The 19,238-nt window shown below is 38.7% G+C and carries 17 protein-coding genes and 1 pseudogene; 1 reads left to right on the top strand and 17 read right to left on the bottom strand.

Annotated features, from left to right (window positions below; genetic code table 11):
* Nucleotides 1-222 precede the first annotated feature (222 nt).
* The 6 genes and pseudogenes from NDQ71_RS23315 to NDQ71_RS23290 all read right to left on the bottom strand — a co-directional run.
* Nucleotides 223-732, bottom strand: a complete 510-nt coding sequence (locus NDQ71_RS23315) for a hypothetical protein (protein WP_301562863.1) — start codon at nucleotides 730-732, stop codon at nucleotides 223-225.
* An 11-nt stretch (nucleotides 733-743) separates the two neighbouring features.
* A complete protein-coding gene (locus NDQ71_RS23310) occupies nucleotides 744-1,052 on the bottom strand; it encodes an RHS repeat-associated core domain-containing protein (RefSeq protein ID WP_301562862.1) in 309 nt (102 codons plus the stop codon).
* A gap of 196 nt (nucleotides 1,053-1,248) precedes the next feature.
* Nucleotides 1,249-2,223 (bottom strand): transposase, encoded by a 975-nt coding sequence (locus NDQ71_RS23305; RefSeq protein WP_301562859.1) that lies wholly within the window; start codon nucleotides 2,221-2,223, stop codon nucleotides 1,249-1,251.
* A 143-nt stretch (nucleotides 2,224-2,366) separates the two neighbouring features.
* On the bottom strand, nucleotides 2,367-2,837 hold the full coding sequence (locus NDQ71_RS23300; protein ID WP_076918752.1) for a hypothetical protein: 471 nt from the start codon (nucleotides 2,835-2,837) through the stop codon (nucleotides 2,367-2,369).
* 13 nt (nucleotides 2,838-2,850) lie between these two features.
* Nucleotides 2,851-4,221, bottom strand: coding sequence for an RHS repeat domain-containing protein (locus tag NDQ71_RS23295; protein WP_301562861.1), 1,371 nt, complete (start codon nucleotides 4,219-4,221; stop codon nucleotides 2,851-2,853).
* 165 nt (nucleotides 4,222-4,386) lie between these two features.
* Nucleotides 4,387-4,464 (bottom strand): annotated as a pseudogene (locus NDQ71_RS23290) (hypothetical protein); the annotation flags it as partial.
* Nucleotides 4,465-5,555: 1,091 nt separating this feature from the next.
* Between NDQ71_RS23290 and NDQ71_RS23285 the strand changes: the two are divergent.
* Nucleotides 5,556-6,764, top strand: a complete 1,209-nt coding sequence (locus NDQ71_RS23285; protein WP_192543251.1) for an IS256 family transposase — start codon at nucleotides 5,556-5,558, stop codon at nucleotides 6,762-6,764.
* Between the two features lie 30 nt (nucleotides 6,765-6,794).
* On the opposite strand, the gene NDQ71_RS23280 is transcribed toward NDQ71_RS23285, so the two are convergent.
* The 11 genes from NDQ71_RS23280 to tssI all read right to left on the bottom strand — a co-directional run bounded on the left by NDQ71_RS23280 (nucleotide 6,795) and on the right by tssI (nucleotide 19,238).
* Nucleotides 6,795-6,986 (bottom strand): hypothetical protein, encoded by a 192-nt coding sequence (locus NDQ71_RS23280; RefSeq protein WP_301562860.1) that lies wholly within the window; start codon nucleotides 6,984-6,986, stop codon nucleotides 6,795-6,797.
* Nucleotides 6,987-6,994: 8 nt separating this feature from the next.
* Nucleotides 6,995-7,258, bottom strand: a complete 264-nt coding sequence (locus NDQ71_RS23275; protein WP_192543244.1) for a hypothetical protein — start codon at nucleotides 7,256-7,258, stop codon at nucleotides 6,995-6,997.
* A gap of 232 nt (nucleotides 7,259-7,490) precedes the next feature.
* Entirely contained in the window at nucleotides 7,491-8,465 is a 975-nt protein-coding gene (locus NDQ71_RS23270; protein ID WP_301562859.1) for a transposase, read from the bottom strand.
* Between the two features lie 433 nt (nucleotides 8,466-8,898).
* Nucleotides 8,899-9,150 (bottom strand): hypothetical protein, encoded by a 252-nt coding sequence (locus tag NDQ71_RS23265; RefSeq protein ID WP_301562858.1) that lies wholly within the window; start codon nucleotides 9,148-9,150, stop codon nucleotides 8,899-8,901.
* Between the two features lie 325 nt (nucleotides 9,151-9,475).
* A complete protein-coding gene (locus tag NDQ71_RS23260) occupies nucleotides 9,476-10,012 on the bottom strand; it encodes a hypothetical protein (RefSeq protein ID WP_192543207.1) in 537 nt (178 codons plus the stop codon).
* Between the two features lies 1 nt (nucleotide 10,013).
* On the bottom strand, nucleotides 10,014-14,792 hold the full coding sequence (locus tag NDQ71_RS23255; RefSeq protein ID WP_301562857.1) for an RHS repeat-associated core domain-containing protein: 4,779 nt from the start codon (nucleotides 14,790-14,792) through the stop codon (nucleotides 10,014-10,016).
* Complete coding sequence (locus NDQ71_RS23250) at nucleotides 14,782-15,642, bottom strand: hypothetical protein (protein WP_301562856.1); 861 nt, start codon at nucleotides 15,640-15,642, stop codon at nucleotides 14,782-14,784. The genes NDQ71_RS23255 and NDQ71_RS23250 overlap by 11 nt, the downstream gene beginning before the upstream one ends.
* Entirely contained in the window at nucleotides 15,639-16,628 is a 990-nt protein-coding gene (locus NDQ71_RS23245; RefSeq protein WP_301562855.1) for a hypothetical protein, read from the bottom strand. The genes NDQ71_RS23250 and NDQ71_RS23245 overlap by 4 nt, the downstream gene beginning before the upstream one ends.
* A 41-nt stretch (nucleotides 16,629-16,669) precedes the next feature.
* The gene (locus NDQ71_RS23240) at nucleotides 16,670-16,960 is read right to left on the bottom strand and encodes a PAAR domain-containing protein (protein ID WP_192542323.1); all 291 of its coding nucleotides are present in this window, start codon (nucleotides 16,958-16,960) and stop codon (nucleotides 16,670-16,672) included.
* A 60-nt stretch (nucleotides 16,961-17,020) separates the two neighbouring features.
* The gene (locus NDQ71_RS23235) at nucleotides 17,021-17,377 is read right to left on the bottom strand and encodes a hypothetical protein (RefSeq protein WP_301562854.1); all 357 of its coding nucleotides are present in this window, start codon (nucleotides 17,375-17,377) and stop codon (nucleotides 17,021-17,023) included.
* A 7-nt stretch (nucleotides 17,378-17,384) separates the two neighbouring features.
* Entirely contained in the window at nucleotides 17,385-19,238 is a 1,854-nt protein-coding gene (gene tssI / locus NDQ71_RS23230) for a type VI secretion system tip protein TssI/VgrG (protein WP_301562853.1), read from the bottom strand.

Here is a 19,238-nt window from a genome sequence, read left to right as displayed (position 1 = left end):
AAACATCTCAACTGACTTCGAAATATCATGATTCAAATACGTCATAATGCCAAATATAAGAGCTATAGATAAGTAAATAATCTCTTCTTTTAATAAATGCAATAACTTTGCTCTATTGTTCATTACTCTTCCTAATAATATTTTTGTCAGACATAAACGCCACTAATAACTCCAGCTCATGAATTAGTTCTGTAATTTTTATTCTGTAAAAAGATTTACAATTTACTTATCTGAGTTAACTTTAGTAATACAACCCTCACTTTCTGGTATCAAGACAGATTCGGAGGCTAACTTCTGACCAAACATCGTTATACTATCTGTAGAAAATTTACCTACCTCGACTAAAGCTGAAGTTTTGGCTGCGACAGGGGTAGAACCGACCATTGAACTTCTCGTTGCATTTGATATTGCACTGTTGAGTCCTCCGAAACCTTTTTCTAAGGTTAAAATGCTCCCGCTATTTAAGCGTCCAGCAAAGGTACCACCCAACAGACCAACAGTTCCAGCAATTGAAGCTTCTGTTATAGTTGTTTCTTTTCCATTAATATAATTTGAAGTAAAAGTTCCTCCTGTATTAGATATACTAGCCAGAACTGCAGTATAAGCAATAGCTTTAGTAGATGAAATTCTGCCAATCGAAGCTGCATTTACAAATATTGAACTTCCACCACCAGCAACTGCGCCAACGACCGCTGAAACAGCGACAGAAACAGGATCAATTTCTCCATTCAAAACGTGTTGTGCTATTGCATCAAGACTCCAGCTACGAGCGCTCCCATTAACATAGCTTTAACCAAACCCTGCTTTATTTGTGAAGCATTACCATCCTTACAACTCAACCCGAACGGATCCACCCAATTAACCGGATTTGGCGCATATTGATAATGGTTGATTCCACCCACTAAACCTATCGGATCTTGGTTTATAAAACGCTGTTGTTTAGGGCTGTAATAGCGATAGCGGTTGTAATGTAAGCCGCTCTCTTCGTCTAAATATTGCCCTTGAAAGCGAATTGGCTGAGTTAAGGAACCAAAACCAAACAAGACACCCAACAAGACACCCACTCTAATTCTGCAAGCAAAGCTGTTTTTCTAGATTTATTTTTTTAGGCTAATAATTAATATTTTACGACTGCGTTACTTCATTTCATCCAGTAAATAAACCATTATCACCTTTAAACCTAAATTACACGCATAGAAACAACTGCACCATTGCAGTAACAACTTTTTCTAATGAGTAATTTAAAGTTTATGCTAATAGCTTTTCACAGTTACTAAGATCCGCTCGCCGTTTTCTGTTTAGATTTTCACAGTAACTTGCTTGTGAAGACGGGCGGCCAACTGCACCATGAAATACGCGTGTAAATTGCGTAGTCAGTTTCACCCAGTTTTCTGGCGATATATTTAACCTTTCTAGCAAAGGGAGGTTCATATTATTAATATACCCGCGTTTATCCTCTTGTATTACTCGCCCTGTTAACTCAACAAGTTCAAGGTACGATTTAAGTTCAAACGGTAATCCTTTTGGCATTATTTGACGTGGCATACCTGCAAAGCGGAGCAATTTTTTTGTTTGTTTGCCATCTTTTGCGTATGTTAGCCGCTTTTGAACGCTCGTATGGTCAGAGTCTTCTGGTGTATTTGCCATTTTGGCTCTGATGGGGTTTAAGTCTACATACGCCATGCAGGCCGCAAGTGCGGCTTCATCAAGGAGTGCTTGAGATTTAAAGCGACCTTCCCAGAATCTGCCTGAGCAGTTATCTTCTTTATTTGCTCTACGAGCAATATTTTCATTCAATAAGCGCATAAACCAGCTAATACTTGATAGGCGCTCTCGATATTGTTTGACTGTTTGATTAAAAAAGATAAGCTCAGCTTTACTTAACTTTTCACCTTGTATGTATTTTTGCGTGAGTAACGTGCCTTTACACAGTTTATGCCAGCGAATAACAATTGCTTTATCATTCAGTCTATTTGCTTTTTTATCATCAACATACAACACTAAGTGCGTGTGGTTACTCATAACAGCATAAGCACACACATCAATACAAAATATCTTGGCTAATTCAAGCAGCTTATCCTCAACCCAGCCTCGTCGATGTTCATAAGATTGCCCTGTAAAATGGTCTTCACCGCACAAAAAAGCACGCCGAACACAACGCGAGATACAGTGGTAATATTTTGTATCAACCAAACTTACTTGACGCTTTCTTGCGATTGCCATAAGACACCCTGCTTTTTTTTGCACTGATAAAAGCCTAGTACTTAGTTAGCCAAACTGCAAAAATTAGGATGGGTGTCTAGTTTATTTCTAGTTTATTCTTCTTCTCCAATTATTGCATTTTAAATCACTTTAAAATTAATGACCTACAATAAAATCTCTCTAAAAAATTTTAAAAGATGTAATTTAACTACATCATCAGTTATCTGGATAGATTGTGGCCTAGATGAGAGGATATATGAGCTTCTGGCTTTATTTCTAATATTAAAGCCTCCTTTTTCATAGGTGCCTGCATTTGAGCTACGACTAATTAGAATTTCTTCATTTTTAAAGACTTTGGAAACCGCGTGTTGATTTTTTGGTAAACCACCATCTGTTGGTTTTTTCCAGAAGCCGTTGACAATAGTATTTTCAAGCCATTCAACAGCATCGATTGGAATTTCAATTTGATTTTCTAATATATCAAGCTTATTTATCGAGTAAATATAGATAATTATATGCTCTTTACTTAAATACAGATCAAAAAAGTCATTGCCACTTTTATTTTGTGGTATCAACTTCACATGCTTATATTTAAGTCTTTCTTTTTCTGTGTTTACTAAACTAAACTGTTTCATATTAATCCGGTAACTAGCTATGTTTTAATGGTATTTCTAATATTTTTTTCTGTGCTATCAACTCTTTCACTGACACTGGGCTATGCTGAATCTCAAGAATTTCAAGTGCACCAGGTTTACCTTGTTTCGACTTCATTTCAGTTAAACCATCCCCTGTGAAGACTTCCCAAGCACCGATCTCAGATAAGATCACCTGCCTAGTTAAAAACTCATCTGCTTGACCAGAATCTGAGAAGTGCTCAACAGCAAAGGCTTGAGCTCTATCCTCTTTAAAACTTTCAGTCCAATGTAATCCCCTATCGGAAAGATGTGTATTGAAGTCAGACCAATGCTTTCTAAATTTCTTAGAATATTCCGGCGTCATAACCTTATCAACTAGATGTGGATCTAGTTCACCTGCGAACTCAATTTTTAACTTTTCTTTTATATTTGAAAAAGTAGGTACAAAAACATCAGAACCATTCTGTTCGTGATCTTCTCCTCTGTCTATAACATATAAAACATAATCTTGGTTAGGATCATAATTGGTGCCAAACACATCAGCAATTATTTTAGGATCACTATCAGCATATTCTATTTGATCAAAAGTACTCATCCAGAGAGGATGGCGGCCTGAAGACTCTCGTAAATGACCAACAGGCCCTTCATTCAATTCAGGTATAATTACTTCCTTAGTTTCATTATTTTTAGGAGCTGTGGAAAACCTAACAACGAACCTATCCGTTGGAGGTTGCCCCGATGATGCCATTGAACGCAATTCATCATCTGAGTATTTAGGAACATAACCGCCATTATCATCAATTCTCTGTTTCGCCAGCTCTAACTTATCAAGAACATCTGCTAAAGAACTAGGACCCTCTATAGAATACTCAGGCTTGGCATCATTTACTTTTTTAATAAGCTTATGAGAGCTATCTTCTATTAAACTATTTTTAATTTCTTTTGGAGTTAATTGCCCATCTTGAGCTGCTTTAAATAATTTTTCAGATAGTTTTGGACTTATGCACCCAGAAGCAACTCTTGTATCTAACGCTTCTTTTAAGCTCTTCTCACCCTCTTCACACATCAACCCCATCGGATCCACCCAATTGACCGGATTTGGCGCATATTGATAGTGGTTTATGCCACCTACTAAGCCAATCGGGTCTTGGTTGATAAAGCGTTGCTGTTTGGGGCTGTAGTAACGATAACGGTTGTAGTGTAAGCCGCTCTCAATATCTAGGTATTGCCCTTGAAAACGGATTGGTTGAGTGAAGCTATTTGTATTGCTTACCTCTGACTCTTCATAACCATACACACCCGCTTGGTTTTCCCATACTACTTCTGCTTTGTTGTTGGTTACAAAACGTGGGGTATTCAGTTGGTCTAGGTGGTAGTAGTACACCTCGCCTTGTTTAATCAGTGCGACTGGGTGAAATTGATTTGGCAGGTTGATGTACCAAGTATATTCACCGTGTTGGTATTCGCCGATTAGCTGGTCGTTATCCCAAATGTAGTCAATTTTGCCCTGCTCGGTGTGCTTGGCGATACGGCGACCGAGTGGGTCGTAGTCGTATTGAGTGAGCGTGCCGTTGTTGTTAAAGCAACTTAGCTGATTAAATGCATTGTATTCGCGGCAGGTTTTTATGCCTTTGCCAGTTTCGCGTATTTGGTTACCGAATTCATCATAATGAAAGTCGCTATCGCCAAAGTGGGTTAAACGGTCGGCATCAGTTATGCCTGTAATAACAGCATCATTATCACTTAAATCACTAGCAAGCGCTTCAGCACTTGAATCGTTATACTCACTATGAATTACATTAATTTTGCTTTCTGAATGATTACTTTCAACCTTATTGGTCGCATCGCTATCATCATTGTGCTGAGTAGCTTGTTGTTCGGATAACTCGTTATTTTGAATTTTTGATTGGCTAACTGGGTTACCAAAACTGTCCCACTGGTATTGCGTGGTTGTATCATTCTGAGAGCTTGCAAGCGTTTGCTGGATTAACTGGCCAAGACTGTTGTACTCAAAATTAATATTGTGGCTGCTAACGCCCTCTTCTTTTTTGGCAATCAGCTGATTTACGTTGTCGTAATTGTACGTGCAGGTGTCAAATAGTGCCTGCGCTGGATGGGTTAACTGTTGCTATGTTAAGCGGTTAAATACATCAAACTGTTGAGCAAGGGTTATATCATTCCCAAAACGCTGCGTTTGGATATTGCCTTGGCTGCATAGCCATAAAGACTTAAGCAAAATTGCCAAAGCCTTTAAAACTTCTATGTTGTTAAAGAGCATTTTATCTTATGTTTAAGATGAGTTTCTGTCAGTTTTTCACTCAAATGTTAAAATGGGTATCTAATTTATTCTCTTTTTAAAGTTGTTATTTTACATAACTTTAATGCTCGTTATATAGAGTCGGGTTTTCCAATTAATTGATAATGAATTCAAGACCAACTAAACTCTTTAAAATCAATAAGCTCGATTTAAACGAACAAACTGATGATGCTTTATATCATACCCGAAGTGCCAATCAGTAAAATGATCAACTGGCGAATCAGATATACATACTATAGACACTTCAGTTTTAGGATGTGAAGATAAATAATATAATTTAAAATTATCAATTGACGTAATATTTTCAATTTCTTTTCCTGCACTATCGAGGATGTAACTAATTTTGTGTAAATGCCTATCATAATTTACTCTATCAAGAGTTTAAGGATTAGGCGATGAACATGAATAAAGAAGAACTTGAAGCGTTTGCAAAAGAAGCAGCTAAAAGCATTAAAACACCTGACGATTTAAATCAATTTAGTCAGATGTTAAAAAAGATAACCGTTGAAGCCGCACTTAATGCAGAAATGGATGAACATTTAGGCTATCAAAAACACAGTAAATCCACGAGCAGTAATAGCCGAAACGGTAAAACAAGTAAGCGTATCAAGACAGAAGACGGTGAGTTTGAGCTTGATACGCCCCGCGACCGTGAAGGCTCTTTTGAGCCGCAGCTTGTTAAAAAGCATCAATCTCGATTCACCTCAATGGATAATAAAATTTTATGGCTGTATGCCCAAGGAATGAGCACACGCGATATCGTGAATGCTTTTCATGAGTGGTATGGCGCTGATATCTCTCCCACATTGGTGTCACGTGTTACCAGTGCTGTTATGGAGCAGGTCACTGAATGGCAATCTCGCCCCCTGGATGCGATTTATCCTATTGTTTATTTGGATTGCCTGGTTGTAAAAATACGCCAAGATAAGCGCGTTATCAAAAAGTCTATTTACCTTGCTTTAGGTATTAATATTGACGGCCATAAAGAATTGCTTGGCATGTGGATTTCAGAAAATGAAGGGGCTAAGTTTTGGTTGAGCGTGCTCACCGAATTAAGCCAACGGGGCGTTGAAGATATCTTAATCGCGTGCGTAGATGGCCTGAAGGGATTTCCTGATGCAATTAATACTGCTTACCCGCAAACTCATGTTCAATTGTGTATAGTGCATATGGTTCGCAACTCATTGAAATATGTCTCATGGAAAGATTATAAAGCCGTGACGGCTGATTTGAAGCTGATTTACCGCTCGTCGACAGAAGAGGAGGCGTTGCTGGAGTTGGAGCGATTTGCAGAGAAATGGGACAATCAATATCCTCAAATAGCAAAGTCATGGCGTGCGAATTGGGACAATTTAAACACGTTATTTAATTATCCGGATGCAATACGAAAAGCCATTTATACAACGAATGCCATTGAGTCACTCAACAGCGTTATTCGCCGAGCGATTAAAAAGCGTAAGATATTTCCAAATGACGACTCTGCGAGAAAAATGATTTATTTGGCAATAAAAGAGGCATCGAAAAAATGGACGATGCCAATTCGTGACTGGCGAAATGCAATGAGTCGTTTTATCATTGAATTTGAGGAACGACTCAGCAAGCATATTTAAAATGTAAAACGGGCAGTTACACAGAATCCGTTACAGGCTCGCACTATCTAGAACGATCAGTTTTTCAGGTAACTCTTCACCTTTTAACAAAACCAATACATACCCTTGGTTTTCATTAACGACAGCATGCTCCAAGTTAGTGTAAGGTATCCGTATTCTTTCATCACCTAAGCTCCAACTTACAGCATTATCAGTTACATCAAAGTTACTAATTTTTGTCATATTCATCTCTATAATGGTTCTTCATTAATAATTTTCAAATACTTCATCCTTTCCGGAGGTGCAACCTGCATTTCTACTTGTGAGCCACCTCCTGATAGGTACTTGCCAGATTCTTTATCTACTTGAGGACCAACTGGTCCTGATTTCACGCGGAGTTCCTCTGTCAATTCAAAAGAAACAACACGATCTAATTCTGGTTTCCATGCATCTTTCACTGCTAATTTATTTCTAACATATCCTTGGTTTGGAATTGCGTCGAGAGAACCAAACAAGAACCAAACAAGACATCCACTCTAATTCGAACCAAACAAGACATCCACTCTAATTCTGCAAGCAAAGCTGTTTTTCTAGATTTATTTTTTTAGGCTAATAATTAATATTTTACGACTGCGTTACTTCATTTCATCCAGTAAATAAACCATTATCACCTTTAAACCTAAATTACACGCATAGAAACAACTGCACCATTGCAGTAACAACTTTTTCTAATGAGTAATTTAAAGTTTATGCTAATAGCTTTTCACAGTTACTAAGATCCGCTCGCCGTTTTCTGTTTAGATTTTCACAGTAACTTGCTTGTGAAGACGGGCGGCCAACTGCACCATGAAATACGCGTGTAAATTGCGTAGTCAGTTTCACCCAGTTTTCTGGCGATATATTTAACCTTTCTAGCAAAGGGAGGTTCATATTATTAATATACCCGCGTTTATCCTCTTGTATTACTCGCCCTGTTAACTCAACAAGTTCAAGGTACGATTTAAGTTCAAACGGTAATCCTTTTGGCATTATTTGACGTGGCATACCTGCAAAGCGGAGCAATTTTTTTGTTTGTTTGCCATCTTTTGCGTATGTTAGCCGCTTTTGAACGCTCGTATGGTCAGAGTCTTCTGGTGTATTTGCCATTTTGGCTCTGATGGGGTTTAAGTCTACATACGCCATGCAGGCCGCAAGTGCGGCTTCATCAAGGAGTGCTTGAGATTTAAAGCGACCTTCCCAGAATCTGCCTGAGCAGTTATCTTCTTTATTTGCTCTACGAGCAATATTTTCATTCAATAAGCGCATAAACCAGCTAATACTTGATAGGCGCTCTCGATATTGTTTGACTGTTTGATTAAAAAAGATAAGCTCAGCTTTACTTAACTTTTCACCTTGTATGTATTTTTGCGTGAGTAACGTGCCTTTACACAGTTTATGCCAGCGAATAACAATTGCTTTATCATTCAGTCTATTTGCTTTTTTATCATCAACATACAACACTAAGTGCGTGTGGTTACTCATAACAGCATAAGCACACACATCAATACAAAATATCTTGGCTAATTCAAGCAGCTTATCCTCAACCCAGCCTCGTCGATGTTCATAAGATTGCCCTGTAAAATGGTCTTCACCGCACAAAAAAGCACGCCGAACACAACGCGAGATACAGTGGTAATATTTTGTATCAACCAAACTTACTTGACGCTTTCTTGCGATTGCCATAAGACACCCTGCTTTTTTTTGCACTGATAAAAGCCTAGTACTTAGTTAGCCAAACTGCAAAAATTAGGGTGGGTGTCTAGTTTATTCATGTATCTAGTTTATTCATGTACCAGGTTTGACCTGTAAAATGCTCATCCATACAAGATGCACCCCGAATGCAACGATACAGTGGTAGCACTTTGTTCACCAACCTGCAAAAATTAGTGTGGGTGTCTAGTTTATTTTTGTAGTTAAATACATCAAACTGTTGAGTAAGGGTTATGTCTTTACCAAACTTTTGCGTTTGAATATTACCTTGGCTGCATAGCCATAAAAGACATAAACAAAATTGCCTAAGCCTTTAAAACTTCCATGTTATTAAAGAGCGACTTATCTTGTATTTAAGAAGCGTGTCTGGTTATTTTTCTTCTAAGAATGTTTACAAATACTTAAACTAAACTTCTATACCTTCAATAAGATTTGCAAATCGACCATAGCTATTAAATAAGTCTTTATCATCGCCTAAATCACTTTCTAAAAATAGATATACCAATCTAATTCTACCTAAAGGATAATAGCTCTTCATACAATCAATTTTATCAAAAAAGGGTCTCAGAGCCTCTAATGCTTCATAGGCTGCTTTACTATAGGGTTTTGCTAAAAGCATACTTTCTAAGTCAATTCGCTCTTTTTTTAATTTAGCCATTTTATTCATTTTTTACCATCATCTTTGGAGAACTAAATTTCTCTCTGTTGATTAAAATGGTTTGCCTCCCCTCACTCCGGTAGTGGTTGCCCTTGTTAACGGAAAATGGAGCTATCTTGCTTTGATACATATTATTTTTCGGGGGGATTACCCCTATTGTTTTATTTACACTTATTAGAAGCCAACAAAATCATTATTTGCAGAAATGAATCGACAATTAATGATGGATGTATTCTATTTTTCTTTGGTGAAAATATGCACAAATTATTAAAAGGGTCTAATTAAGTAACTGTTTGGCCTGAAATATCACACTAACAGTGAAATCTTATAATGTACCCTTTTGATATTTTTCAGTTAAGTCTTTCCATAAATCCATCAAGCCACCCTCAAATAAAAAACTATCAGAGAAAGTAATATCTTGAGGATTAGTACTGATTTTGTGATGATCCTTTCGGTCTAAATTATCCAGAATATACCCTCCTTCGCGACGTGCATTACCTGCATCCATTGCTCTTCCCAGAATAATATACTCCCCATTAACCTTTTCTTTATCTGTTGCTATTTTATTAGCGGGTAAGCCATTTTCTTTAGACGGTTTCCTAAAGAATTCAAGTTTATTAATAAACCACGGTAATATTTCTAACGGGGCATCAAATTGTTCAGTGGCTAAATAGGAGGCTTTATTTTTTGGCGTGATGATCCAGTGGTAAACGATAGATAAGAAGTTACCTTGTTTGTAAAATGAATATGAACGATTAGGGTAATTTAATACATCATTAATTCGTGCTATGAGTTGAATTCCGTGATCTGGGTTATCAGGTTCGGTAATTTCACTTAATGGCGGTAAATATTGTTTTGTCATGTTAACTACCTATAGGTTTTAATATGTCAGAAATTTGAATGGCATCACCAAACTCTTCTAAATTAATAAGCTTACGTTCGAAATTAAAAGTTTCGACAGCACCAAATTCTCCATTATTAGGGAGCAAAGTTTTAGTTAAGCCGTTACCTAAGAAATGTTGATTATTCCCTAGTTTCTTTTGCATATCTAATCGTTTTTTCATTAGCTTATATTGTGTAGGATCGGTTGTGTTATTTTTAAAGTACTTTACCGCACCAGCGTTATCCCATTCATTTTTCATCTCACCAGAATCTAATGCCGCCTGATATTGTTTTGAATAGTTTGCTTGGAATTCAGGCGTCATTAAAATATTGATTTCTTCATGCGAGAAACTATCGGGCAATTCCTCTTTCGCAAAATTACCCAACCTTTCGTGTGTAGGAATAATACTATGAGTATCGGCTATTACTTTTGCTTTATCTGTATCAACGATCACCATGATAAATTCTTTACTTGGATCGTAATCTAACCCTAATTTTTCGCTAATAATTTTTGGATCAGTATCGGCATCTTCAATTTGATCGAAAGTAGTAGACCAATACTTAGCACCATAACCTGATACTCCCTCAAATGGTTGACCTAAGTTTCCAGGCTTCCCTTTATATTCAAGGTAACTAGCATCCATAAACCTAACATGAAATCTTTCATTTGCAACATCACCAGCTTTTGCCATAGCCAACAGTTCATCATCACTATATTTAGCCTTATAACCATTTTTAATGATATTTTCTCTGGCAGTATTTAACCTCTCCTGACATTCTTCTAAAGACTTTGGTTCTGGATTAGGCTCAGGTTTATCCTTTGCAATTAATTGTTTAGCTGTGCCTGAATTAATATGGTCGACCATTTCATCTGCAGTGTAAGGCGAATCAATCAGCTGAGCAATTTCAATCAATTGTTTAGCTAAGTCTGGGCTTATATTATCACTGTTATTGATTGCCTCTGCTACTTTTGCCTGCCCTTCTTTACACAACAACCCCATCGGATCCACCCAATTAACCGGATTTGGCGCATATTGATAGTGGTTTATCCCACCTACTAAACCAATTGGATCTTGGTTTATAAACCTTTGCTGTTTAGGGCTGTAATAGCGATAGCGGTTGTAATGTAAGCCGCTCTCTTCGTCTAAATATTGCCCTTGAAAACGGATTGGCTGAGTGAAGCTATTTGTAGTGTTTGCCTCTGACTCTTCATAACCATATACATCTGCTTGGTTTTCCCAGACTACTTCTGTTTTGTTGTTGGTTACAAAACGTGGAGTATTCAGTTGGTCTAGGTGGTAGTAGTACACCTCGCCTTGCTTTATTAACGCTACAGGGTGAAATTGGTTTGGCAGGTTGATATACCAGGTATATTCACCGTGTTGGTATTCGCCAATTAACTGGTCGTTATCCCAAATGTAGTCAATTTTGCCCTGCTCGGTGTGCTTGGCAATGCGGCGACCGAGTGGGTCGTAATCGTATTGAGTAAGGGTGCCGTTATTATTAAAACAGCTTAATTGGTTGAACGCATTGTATTCACGGCGGGTTTTTATACCTTTGCCGGTTTCGCGGATTTGGTTACCAAACTCATCATAATGAAAGTCGCTGTCGCCAAAGTGAGTTAAACGGTCGGCATCAGTGGTGCCTGTAATGACATCATCATTATCACTTAGCTCACTAGCAAGCGTTGCTGACTTTGAGTCACTATACTCACTGGGAAGCACATTATTTATGTTAGCTGACTGACTGCTTTCAATCTTATTACTGGCGTCACTAGCATCGCTATCATCATTGTGCTGAGTAGCTTGCTGTTCGGCCAGTTCGTTATTTTGAACCGTCGACTGGCTGACAGGGTTACCAAAACTATCCCACTGGTATTGGGTGGTTGTATCAACCTCAGAACTCGCTAGGTTTTGCTGAATTAACTGGCCTAGGCTGTTGTACTCAAAATTAATGTCATGACTACTAACGCCTTCCTCTTTACGGGCAATAAGTTGGTTAACACTGTCGTAGTTGTACGTACAGGTATCAAATAACGCCTGCGCAGGATGGGTTAACTGCTGCTGTGTTAAGCGGTTAAATACATCAAATTGTTGGGTAAGGGTTACAGTATTACCAAATTGTTGAGTTTGAATATTACCTTGGCTGTCGTAAGTTAATGTTACGAGCGGCTGTGCAGTACTAACTGTGCTATTGGCTTGTTGTAAATGAATGCTACTTAGCTGACCAAATTTATTGTAGCTGTAGTTCAGTTTGCTTGAGTCTGGCAAAGTAAGGGATTGCCTTCTGCCATATTCATCGTAACTGTATTTGAGGGTATGCGCTTGTTGCTGATTATGAATTTGTTCAGCACGTAGCAGCCTGCCGCCTTTATCAAACTGCTGTTTTAAAGTTGATTGCGCATTATGGGCACGAGCAATTTTGCCTTGTAAAGTATAACTGTAGTAATTGGCGTTATTCACTATGTGCGTATCGGTTGCCAAACTTGCATGCTGCGCAATCACGCGGCCCAATTTATCACGCTCTATTTTTACATGGCGTTTATCACTTTGTGTTACCGACGTTAAACGGTTACAGGCATCGTATTTATAACGCTGCAATGTGCCATCAAATCCAATGACTTGCGTTGGGTTTTCGTTCGCGTCGTAACTAATACGATATACATGGCCGTCGCTGCGCTCAATGGCAGTTAAGTTACGCTCTTTATCATAGGTTAAATGCAGCGCACTGCCATCGGGCTGAATAACACAATGGGGCTGACTTAGCCCTTCAAAGTGTTGCTCTGTGGTGTCACCGTTACTGTTTTGCGAGCTAATCAACCGCCCTGCTTCATCATAACTAAAATGCTGATGCTGCTTGTGTTCAGGGTCTTTTTCGTCAAAGGCGATGGTTTGCGTTAGTTGCCCGTGGTCGTTGTATTTATACTGAGTAAGCAGCCCGGCGTTATTTATTGTCGCATTTACACGGCCCAACTTATCATAGCTGTAGCGAACAAGTTCATCGTTATGATGCTTGGCTAATAGCTCACCCTGCTCGTTCCAAACAAACTTAGTTATTTGCCCAGTCACACTCACATGTTGAGTTATTTGCCCTAATTTATCGTGGCTATAAAGTGCAGTACGGCCATCACCAAAGGTTTCGCTTTGCAGCAAACCCGTCACGCTGTATTTGCGTGTTATTGTTTGGCCATCTGGCAAAGTAGTTAAAACTCGTTGCCCAAGTTGATTATACGCAAATTTGGTAACACTACCATCTGGCTGAGTTATTGATTCCAATTGGCCATAAGGCGTATAACTGTATTTTATTTCACTGCTATCTGGCTTTATTTCCGTTATTTTTTGGCCTTGACCATTGTATGTGTATTGCCAGATATTACCATTAGGGTCAGTGTGTTTAACTAACTTACCTTGCGCGTTATGTACAAAGTGTTCCTTATGACCTCGCGAGTCTATACAGGTTGTTTCACCAGAGTCTAAATTATATTCAAACTGATAAGTATAGGTGTTGTTATCACCCCACTGTTTTATACATTTAGCATTTGATGAATAACTATCCCATTCAAAATGATGGCTAAAACCACTGGCACGGGTACGCTTAGTTAATAAGTTAGCCGCGTTATAGCCATAATACTCTGTTTCACCTTGCTGATTGATCGCGCGCACTAGGTTTTTGTTTTCATCATAATAATATTGCGCGAGCAACGGGAGCAGTAATACTGGCTTATTTTTATCGTCTGTACGATACGCTGAAATACTGGCAAGAAGGCCGTGCGGGTTATACTTTAAAATACAGCCGCGTGCTTTATTTACTTCAACGCGGTGTAAGCGCTCTTTCGCATCATAATAAAAACCAATACTTTGGCCTTTTTCGTTTATAACTTTTTCGAGCAACCATGAGTTTTCGCCAGCTTTAAACGTAAGATGCTGATCATCTGGCGTTACCAACACTTGCTTACCATTGGTTTGGTAATGCAAAGCCAAATTACTGCTTAATTGATAGCTTGATTGGCCTGGTTTTACTTTTTCAAACCGGTGCTTAGCGCCATGTTCATCTTGGTATTCTAACCAGTAGGTACCTTTTTGTTTTGGGCCTACTTTGGGTGGCGGTAAATAGTGTTCAGTTAATCGCACCATAAAGTCGTGTCGCCAACCATTACCCATTACACTGCACACATCTGCATGCGATGAGCGGTATAGGCGTCGCCAAATTAGTTGTTTGCTGCCTGCTAAGGTGAAATCAATCAGTGGGAGTATTTCTTCACCTGAGAGCATAGAAACCGGATCAGAACGACACTCTTGCTTGGTGATCGGTTCTTCACTTGGGGTATTATTACTTGCACCACCGCTGTTTTTAGCCGGCGCTTGGGAGGCACTTTTACCTGAGGCTTTAGTAATTCCTTTTTTGGCAGGCTTTTTAGCAGTACTACTATTGGTATTATCACTGACCTGAATTGCGGTTTTGGCTTTTTGGTGAAAACAACTCACACTACCTGCAATCAACGCATTACTTAGCATGCTTGCTGTTTCACGTGCTGATGCGCTACGTGGGCAATTTACACCCGCACTATTTAATAGGTTTATAAGATCAAGACGCTTTGCTACATCAGTAGTTAATGTACCGCCAATTTGTGCAATTTGCGCTTTTGCACTATCTTGGGTGTTAGCAGCAATACTAAAGTAACCAGGCAAAGCAGAGCCTTTGCCTGCAACAAAACAAATAGGGTAACTTGCTCCTTGTAAAACAACTGTATTACTTTGCATTGTTGTGTACTTCCTCACTTATCCATAAGTATGATGCCGTAGCTTGATATTTTGCTTGTTCTTGTGAAATCACTAACGCATGCGTGTAGTGCTCAACAATAGCGGGGCTCGAGGTCAATTGATATAAATTGACAATTCCTTCTAAGGCACCCATTTTACCTAATTTATAATTAGGTAATTCATAATGTGTATGTTCATTTATTACTTGATCAAGTAACTGTAAATTGTTTAACCACACGTCACTGTCAGGCTCAATGCCATTTCCAGGGGCAAAAATAACCTCTATTGCTTGCTGTGCAGTCTGTGCTGTTTTAACAAACATGCCAGACAACTGATCGTGTTTAATAAAATCAATTGAAGGCGCTAAATAATGGCTTGTTTGCACCCAGCCCGCTTTTTTAGCTTTAACCACAGCGAGAATTCCAGCCACGCCTTGATAGCTAAATTCCCCCTGCTTATTTGCTTTAAACGTTGCATCTAGTGCTATTACGTTTACTTTTTGCCAAGCATTTTTTTGTACTAACGCTATTAATGCACTGCCGCCAGTTGCCCCATAAAATAGCAGGTGGCTGGCATGCTCTGGGTACAACCGCTTTAAACTATTTGCTAAAAGTTGCTTAAGTTCATCTTGATAAGCAAGCGCAGGTAATAACCAGACTAATGGCGCTTGTGGGTCTTCAACCTTAGCAAATAATTCTTTGGATTTTATTATGCAATCATATAAACACGCATCCCAAGATTGCCAACCGTGATGCTCATTAATCGATGACGTTTCACCGTATAGCAACTCATCAATATCGTGTGTAGACAAACTCGAAAACGATTCAATCGAAACACTAAACGCCTTCATGCCGGTACTCCTGCATTTAACTTTTTCGCAGCTAAATGTTGATAGTAACGATGTAAATTAAACACCGCTTGGCTATAGCAATCCATTGCTGATATTTCGATTGCATTGAGCTTGGCATTCAGAGCATTACCTGCAATTAACCGCAACGAGGCTAACTGTTCCTCATATTTAGGCCAGTTGAGCTGCAACTGCTGTTTAAAGTCAGCACATGCTTGTTGTTCACCCTGCCACGCGCTTATTTGCGTTTCAAAATCGACGAGCAGATCAAGCTTGTCACCTAACATTCGTCTCATCAGGGCAATTAAACTACTCGGGTTTTCTATTTTATTGAGGGATGCATTGACAAGTGGCAGCAATTTAACAAAGCCACTTTGTAGCAATACTTGCAGTACATCCACTGTCGGCAAATTACGACTCGCGTGATTGCCGATCGCATTAACCTGCTCCCAAGATAACGACAATAAAAAAAGTGACATTAACGGGGAATTAACGAGCTCACTTTGGCATAAAAAATTAAAGCCAGTGATTAAATTTTTTATATCCGATTGACTATCCACTAAAATCGTCAACTCACTTTTAGCAAGTGTTTGATCTGCTGGATTTTGGCTTGTTGAAAAAGCAAAATATAAGGTTTGTAAATCAATTAATGCGATTAAATTATAGCTATGCTGCTGCAATAACACTTTACGAATAATCAGCTTGGCAACACTTTGTAAGCTAGTCTCCTTAAGCAAATTATTAATAAAAATAAGATTAATATTTTGCGGCAAGTTAGCCATGATCTCGATACATGCTTGTGAGATTGCAGCTGGGCTTATATCGTCACTCAATAAAGAGACTAGTTGTTCTAATTTTGGCTGAATGAATCGTTGCGCAATTTGCTTTTTTTTAGCCGTTAGCCAACATGACTCTAACAGCCGCTTTTGTTGTGTTTTAACATAACCTACAGAAGTAAACGGACAGCGCTGAGCATCGCTAATTTTCATAAGCTGCGCTTGATGATCACTTAAATAGATAGATAACAAAATCAGCCACCGATCAATACAGTAGGATTACCAATCACAATTTTCCCACCATGTGAGCTATCATCACCCATCCGAGCTGCTGGCTTGCCATTAATTTTAACGCTTCCTGATCCTGATTTAATACTATCCGGAGGGCCAATACATACCAACATATCGCCTTTACGCGCAGCCGGCATACCACCAATTAATACGTTACCAGAGCCAACAACCACAGGGCCTCCAACATGAGGAACTGTTCCCGTGGTTTTAGGACAAACGTGCATGTGACCAATTGTAGCGGCGGGTTTACCCATTATGACTCCTTGTCTTATTGATATTTATACAACAACGTTATTCACATTTACAATGCTGTATTATTCAAATAATGGAATAATTAACAGTTTACTTTGTGAAGTTAAAATAGATAGCAGTTCTATTAACTCTGCTTGATTATAATCAGCAAGTGCAACCGAACTTTGCATCACATACTGATATAGAACAGACACTATATCTGTGCTATTTAAAGCCGGGTGTAAATTAACAAAAAACTGCTTTGCGTAATAACCATTCAATGCTTTAAAATGACTTAATGCAGGATTAAGCAGTGGATCATCGGGTCTGTTAATAGGTAAACAAATTAAATGAGGCAGACCATAACGACAATATACAACATATCCGTTATTGTTGATTCCACTTCTAACTCCTGATTTAAAGCCGTTAATTATTTCCATATTTGCACTAATTCAACTTAATCATGCCAGCAGACAACGTAATTGCACTACCGTCAACTTTAATATTACTACCTTTAATATCGATATTAGTACCTTCAATTGTAATATTACCACTGCTGCTCATTTTAATTTGCGCAGATCCAGTCTTTATAACTATCTCATCGCCAGCTTCAATATTTAATGTTTTACCAACTTTGAGTGTATCGTTTTCACCCATTTCAGCAATACGACTAGCCGTTACTTTCAAGTTGTCGTTGTTGCCAATCTCTACATTGCGGTCGTTATCGATTTTTTCATTTTGATCGTTTTTAACGTAAAGCTGCTTATCTTTTTCAGCTTGCATATAAACAAGCTCACTGCCTTTTTTATCTTCAAAGCGCAGTTCATTAAAATTATCAGCACCGCCTTCTTTGGTAGAGCGCGTTTTTATACCACTTTGCGTTTTTTCAGCGGGTAGCGCATAAGGAGGCATTAAATCAGCATTATAAATAGCACCGCTGATAATAGGTTGATCAGGGTCACCATTTATAAAATCAACTAAGACTTCTTGCCCTACACGGGGAAAGAAAAATGCGCCCCACTTTTTACCAGCCCAGTTCTGAGCAACTCGTATCCAACATGAACTTTTTGAATCTTTCTTCCCTTCGCGATCCCAATCAAACTGTACTTTTACGCGACCATACTGATCAATCATAATTTCATCAGCACTATCGCCAGTGACAATTGCTGTCTGAACTCCGTTTATTACAGGCTTTTTCTTATTAATTTGTGCTCTGTATGGAATTTCTTTTGGTACACATTCAAAGTGGTTAGAATACACTTCTTCAGCACTACTTTGCTGTGCACCAGATTGATTTGGTACGGTTATAGAGGTCATCATCGAGGTAATAACGAATGTTTTACCCTCTAACCTTGGGTCTTCATGCTTTTTAAAACTAAATAATTTACCAACAGTAAAAGAGCGACAATCGCTTTTACCACTTGATAACTTCATGTCGCGTTGTAGCGACTCTAATTGCATTGATGCTAAACTTGCTGCTCGCGGGTGACATTCTGCCTCACCTGTGTATTGAAAAACTTCCGCTACGGATTGAGTCGGTAATTCAGGATTAGCTTGCTCACCATCAGGGTACCTTGAAGGCTGTTTAAAGTCATAACCTACACGTTTAAAACTACCAGGAGCTAAGCTTAACCCTCCTTGCCAGCGTGATATATGTGATGTACTTAAGTGACCAGTTGAATACACAACCTTACCTTCATCACAGACTTCATAAGCGGTAATATCATCTGCTAAAACAAGCGTGTGAGCACTATTGCTATGCTCGAAAAAATAGAAAATACCTTCTTGCTGCAGTAAGCGTTGAATAAAGTCAAAATCTGATTCTTGGTACTGGACACAGTATTCATATTTGGGATAAGTTTTACTGGTTTTATCTGAAAAAGCGACATTATGCTGGCCAAATAAATCAGCAAAAATATCTTTAATGGTTTTTTTCTGATATATGCGACTGTTCTTACGGTTACGCATCGAGGCGGCAAATGGAACAATCGTTGCCTGATAATCAATATAGTTTTTTTGTTCGTCAATATCGGCGGTACGGCTGCCATTTGACACAAGGTGACTAACAATACCGTGATAATAACGCTCACCACCACCATCAGCATTTTTTACTTTAATGGATACGGGTTTACCGACTAAGTCTTCGTGAGCTATTTGCTGGCCGATTGTATACATGTTAGCCGACATAACAAATAAATCAGACATTGCCTCTTGGGCAACAAAGCGAGTTAAGTAAAGGGCATCTTTACCAGCAGGGGTGCTAATTTGAATTACATTTTTATCTTGTGTTGCTTTTTGCAT

The sequence above is a fragment of the Pseudoalteromonas sp. KG3 genome, from assembly GCF_030436385.1.
Classification (GTDB): Bacteria; Pseudomonadota; Gammaproteobacteria; order Enterobacterales; family Alteromonadaceae; genus Pseudoalteromonas; species Pseudoalteromonas prydzensis.
This window is presented reverse-complemented; position numbering and strand designations above follow the sequence as displayed.

Excerpts from the sequence above, each read along its gene's own strand:
- NDQ71_RS23265 (WP_301562858.1), bottom strand. The coding sequence starts at position 9,150 with ATGGCTAAATTAAAAAAAGAGCGAATTGACTTAGAAAGTATGCTTTTA.
- NDQ71_RS23280 (WP_301562860.1), bottom strand. The coding sequence starts at position 6,986 with ATGACAAAAATTAGTAACTTTGATGTAACTGATAATGCTGTAAGTTGG.
- NDQ71_RS23260 (WP_192543207.1), bottom strand. The coding sequence starts at position 10,012 with ATGACAAAACAATATTTACCGCCATTAAGTGAAATTACCGAACCTGAT.
- NDQ71_RS23245 (WP_301562855.1), bottom strand. The coding sequence starts at position 16,628 with ATGAAAATTAGCGATGCTCAGCGCTGTCCGTTTACTTCTGTAGGTTAT.
- NDQ71_RS23235 (WP_301562854.1), bottom strand. The coding sequence starts at position 17,377 with ATGGAAATAATTAACGGCTTTAAATCAGGAGTTAGAAGTGGAATCAAC.
- tssI (WP_301562853.1), bottom strand. The coding sequence starts at position 19,238 with ATGCAAAAAGCAACACAAGATAAAAATGTAATTCAAATTAGCACCCCT.
- NDQ71_RS23285 (WP_192543251.1), top strand. The coding sequence starts at position 5,556 with ATGAATAAAGAAGAACTTGAAGCGTTTGCAAAAGAAGCAGCTAAAAGC.
- NDQ71_RS23250 (WP_301562856.1), bottom strand. The coding sequence starts at position 15,642 with ATGAAGGCGTTTAGTGTTTCGATTGAATCGTTTTCGAGTTTGTCTACA.
- NDQ71_RS23300 (WP_076918752.1), bottom strand. The coding sequence starts at position 2,837 with ATGAAACAGTTTAGTTTAGTAAACACAGAAAAAGAAAGACTTAAATAT.
- NDQ71_RS23270 (WP_301562859.1), bottom strand. The coding sequence starts at position 8,465 with ATGGCAATCGCAAGAAAGCGTCAAGTAAGTTTGGTTGATACAAAATAT.
- NDQ71_RS23240 (WP_192542323.1), bottom strand. The coding sequence starts at position 16,960 with ATGGGTAAACCCGCCGCTACAATTGGTCACATGCACGTTTGTCCTAAA.
- NDQ71_RS23255 (WP_301562857.1), bottom strand. The coding sequence starts at position 14,792 with ATGCAAAGTAATACAGTTGTTTTACAAGGAGCAAGTTACCCTATTTGT.
- NDQ71_RS23305 (WP_301562859.1), bottom strand. The coding sequence starts at position 2,223 with ATGGCAATCGCAAGAAAGCGTCAAGTAAGTTTGGTTGATACAAAATAT.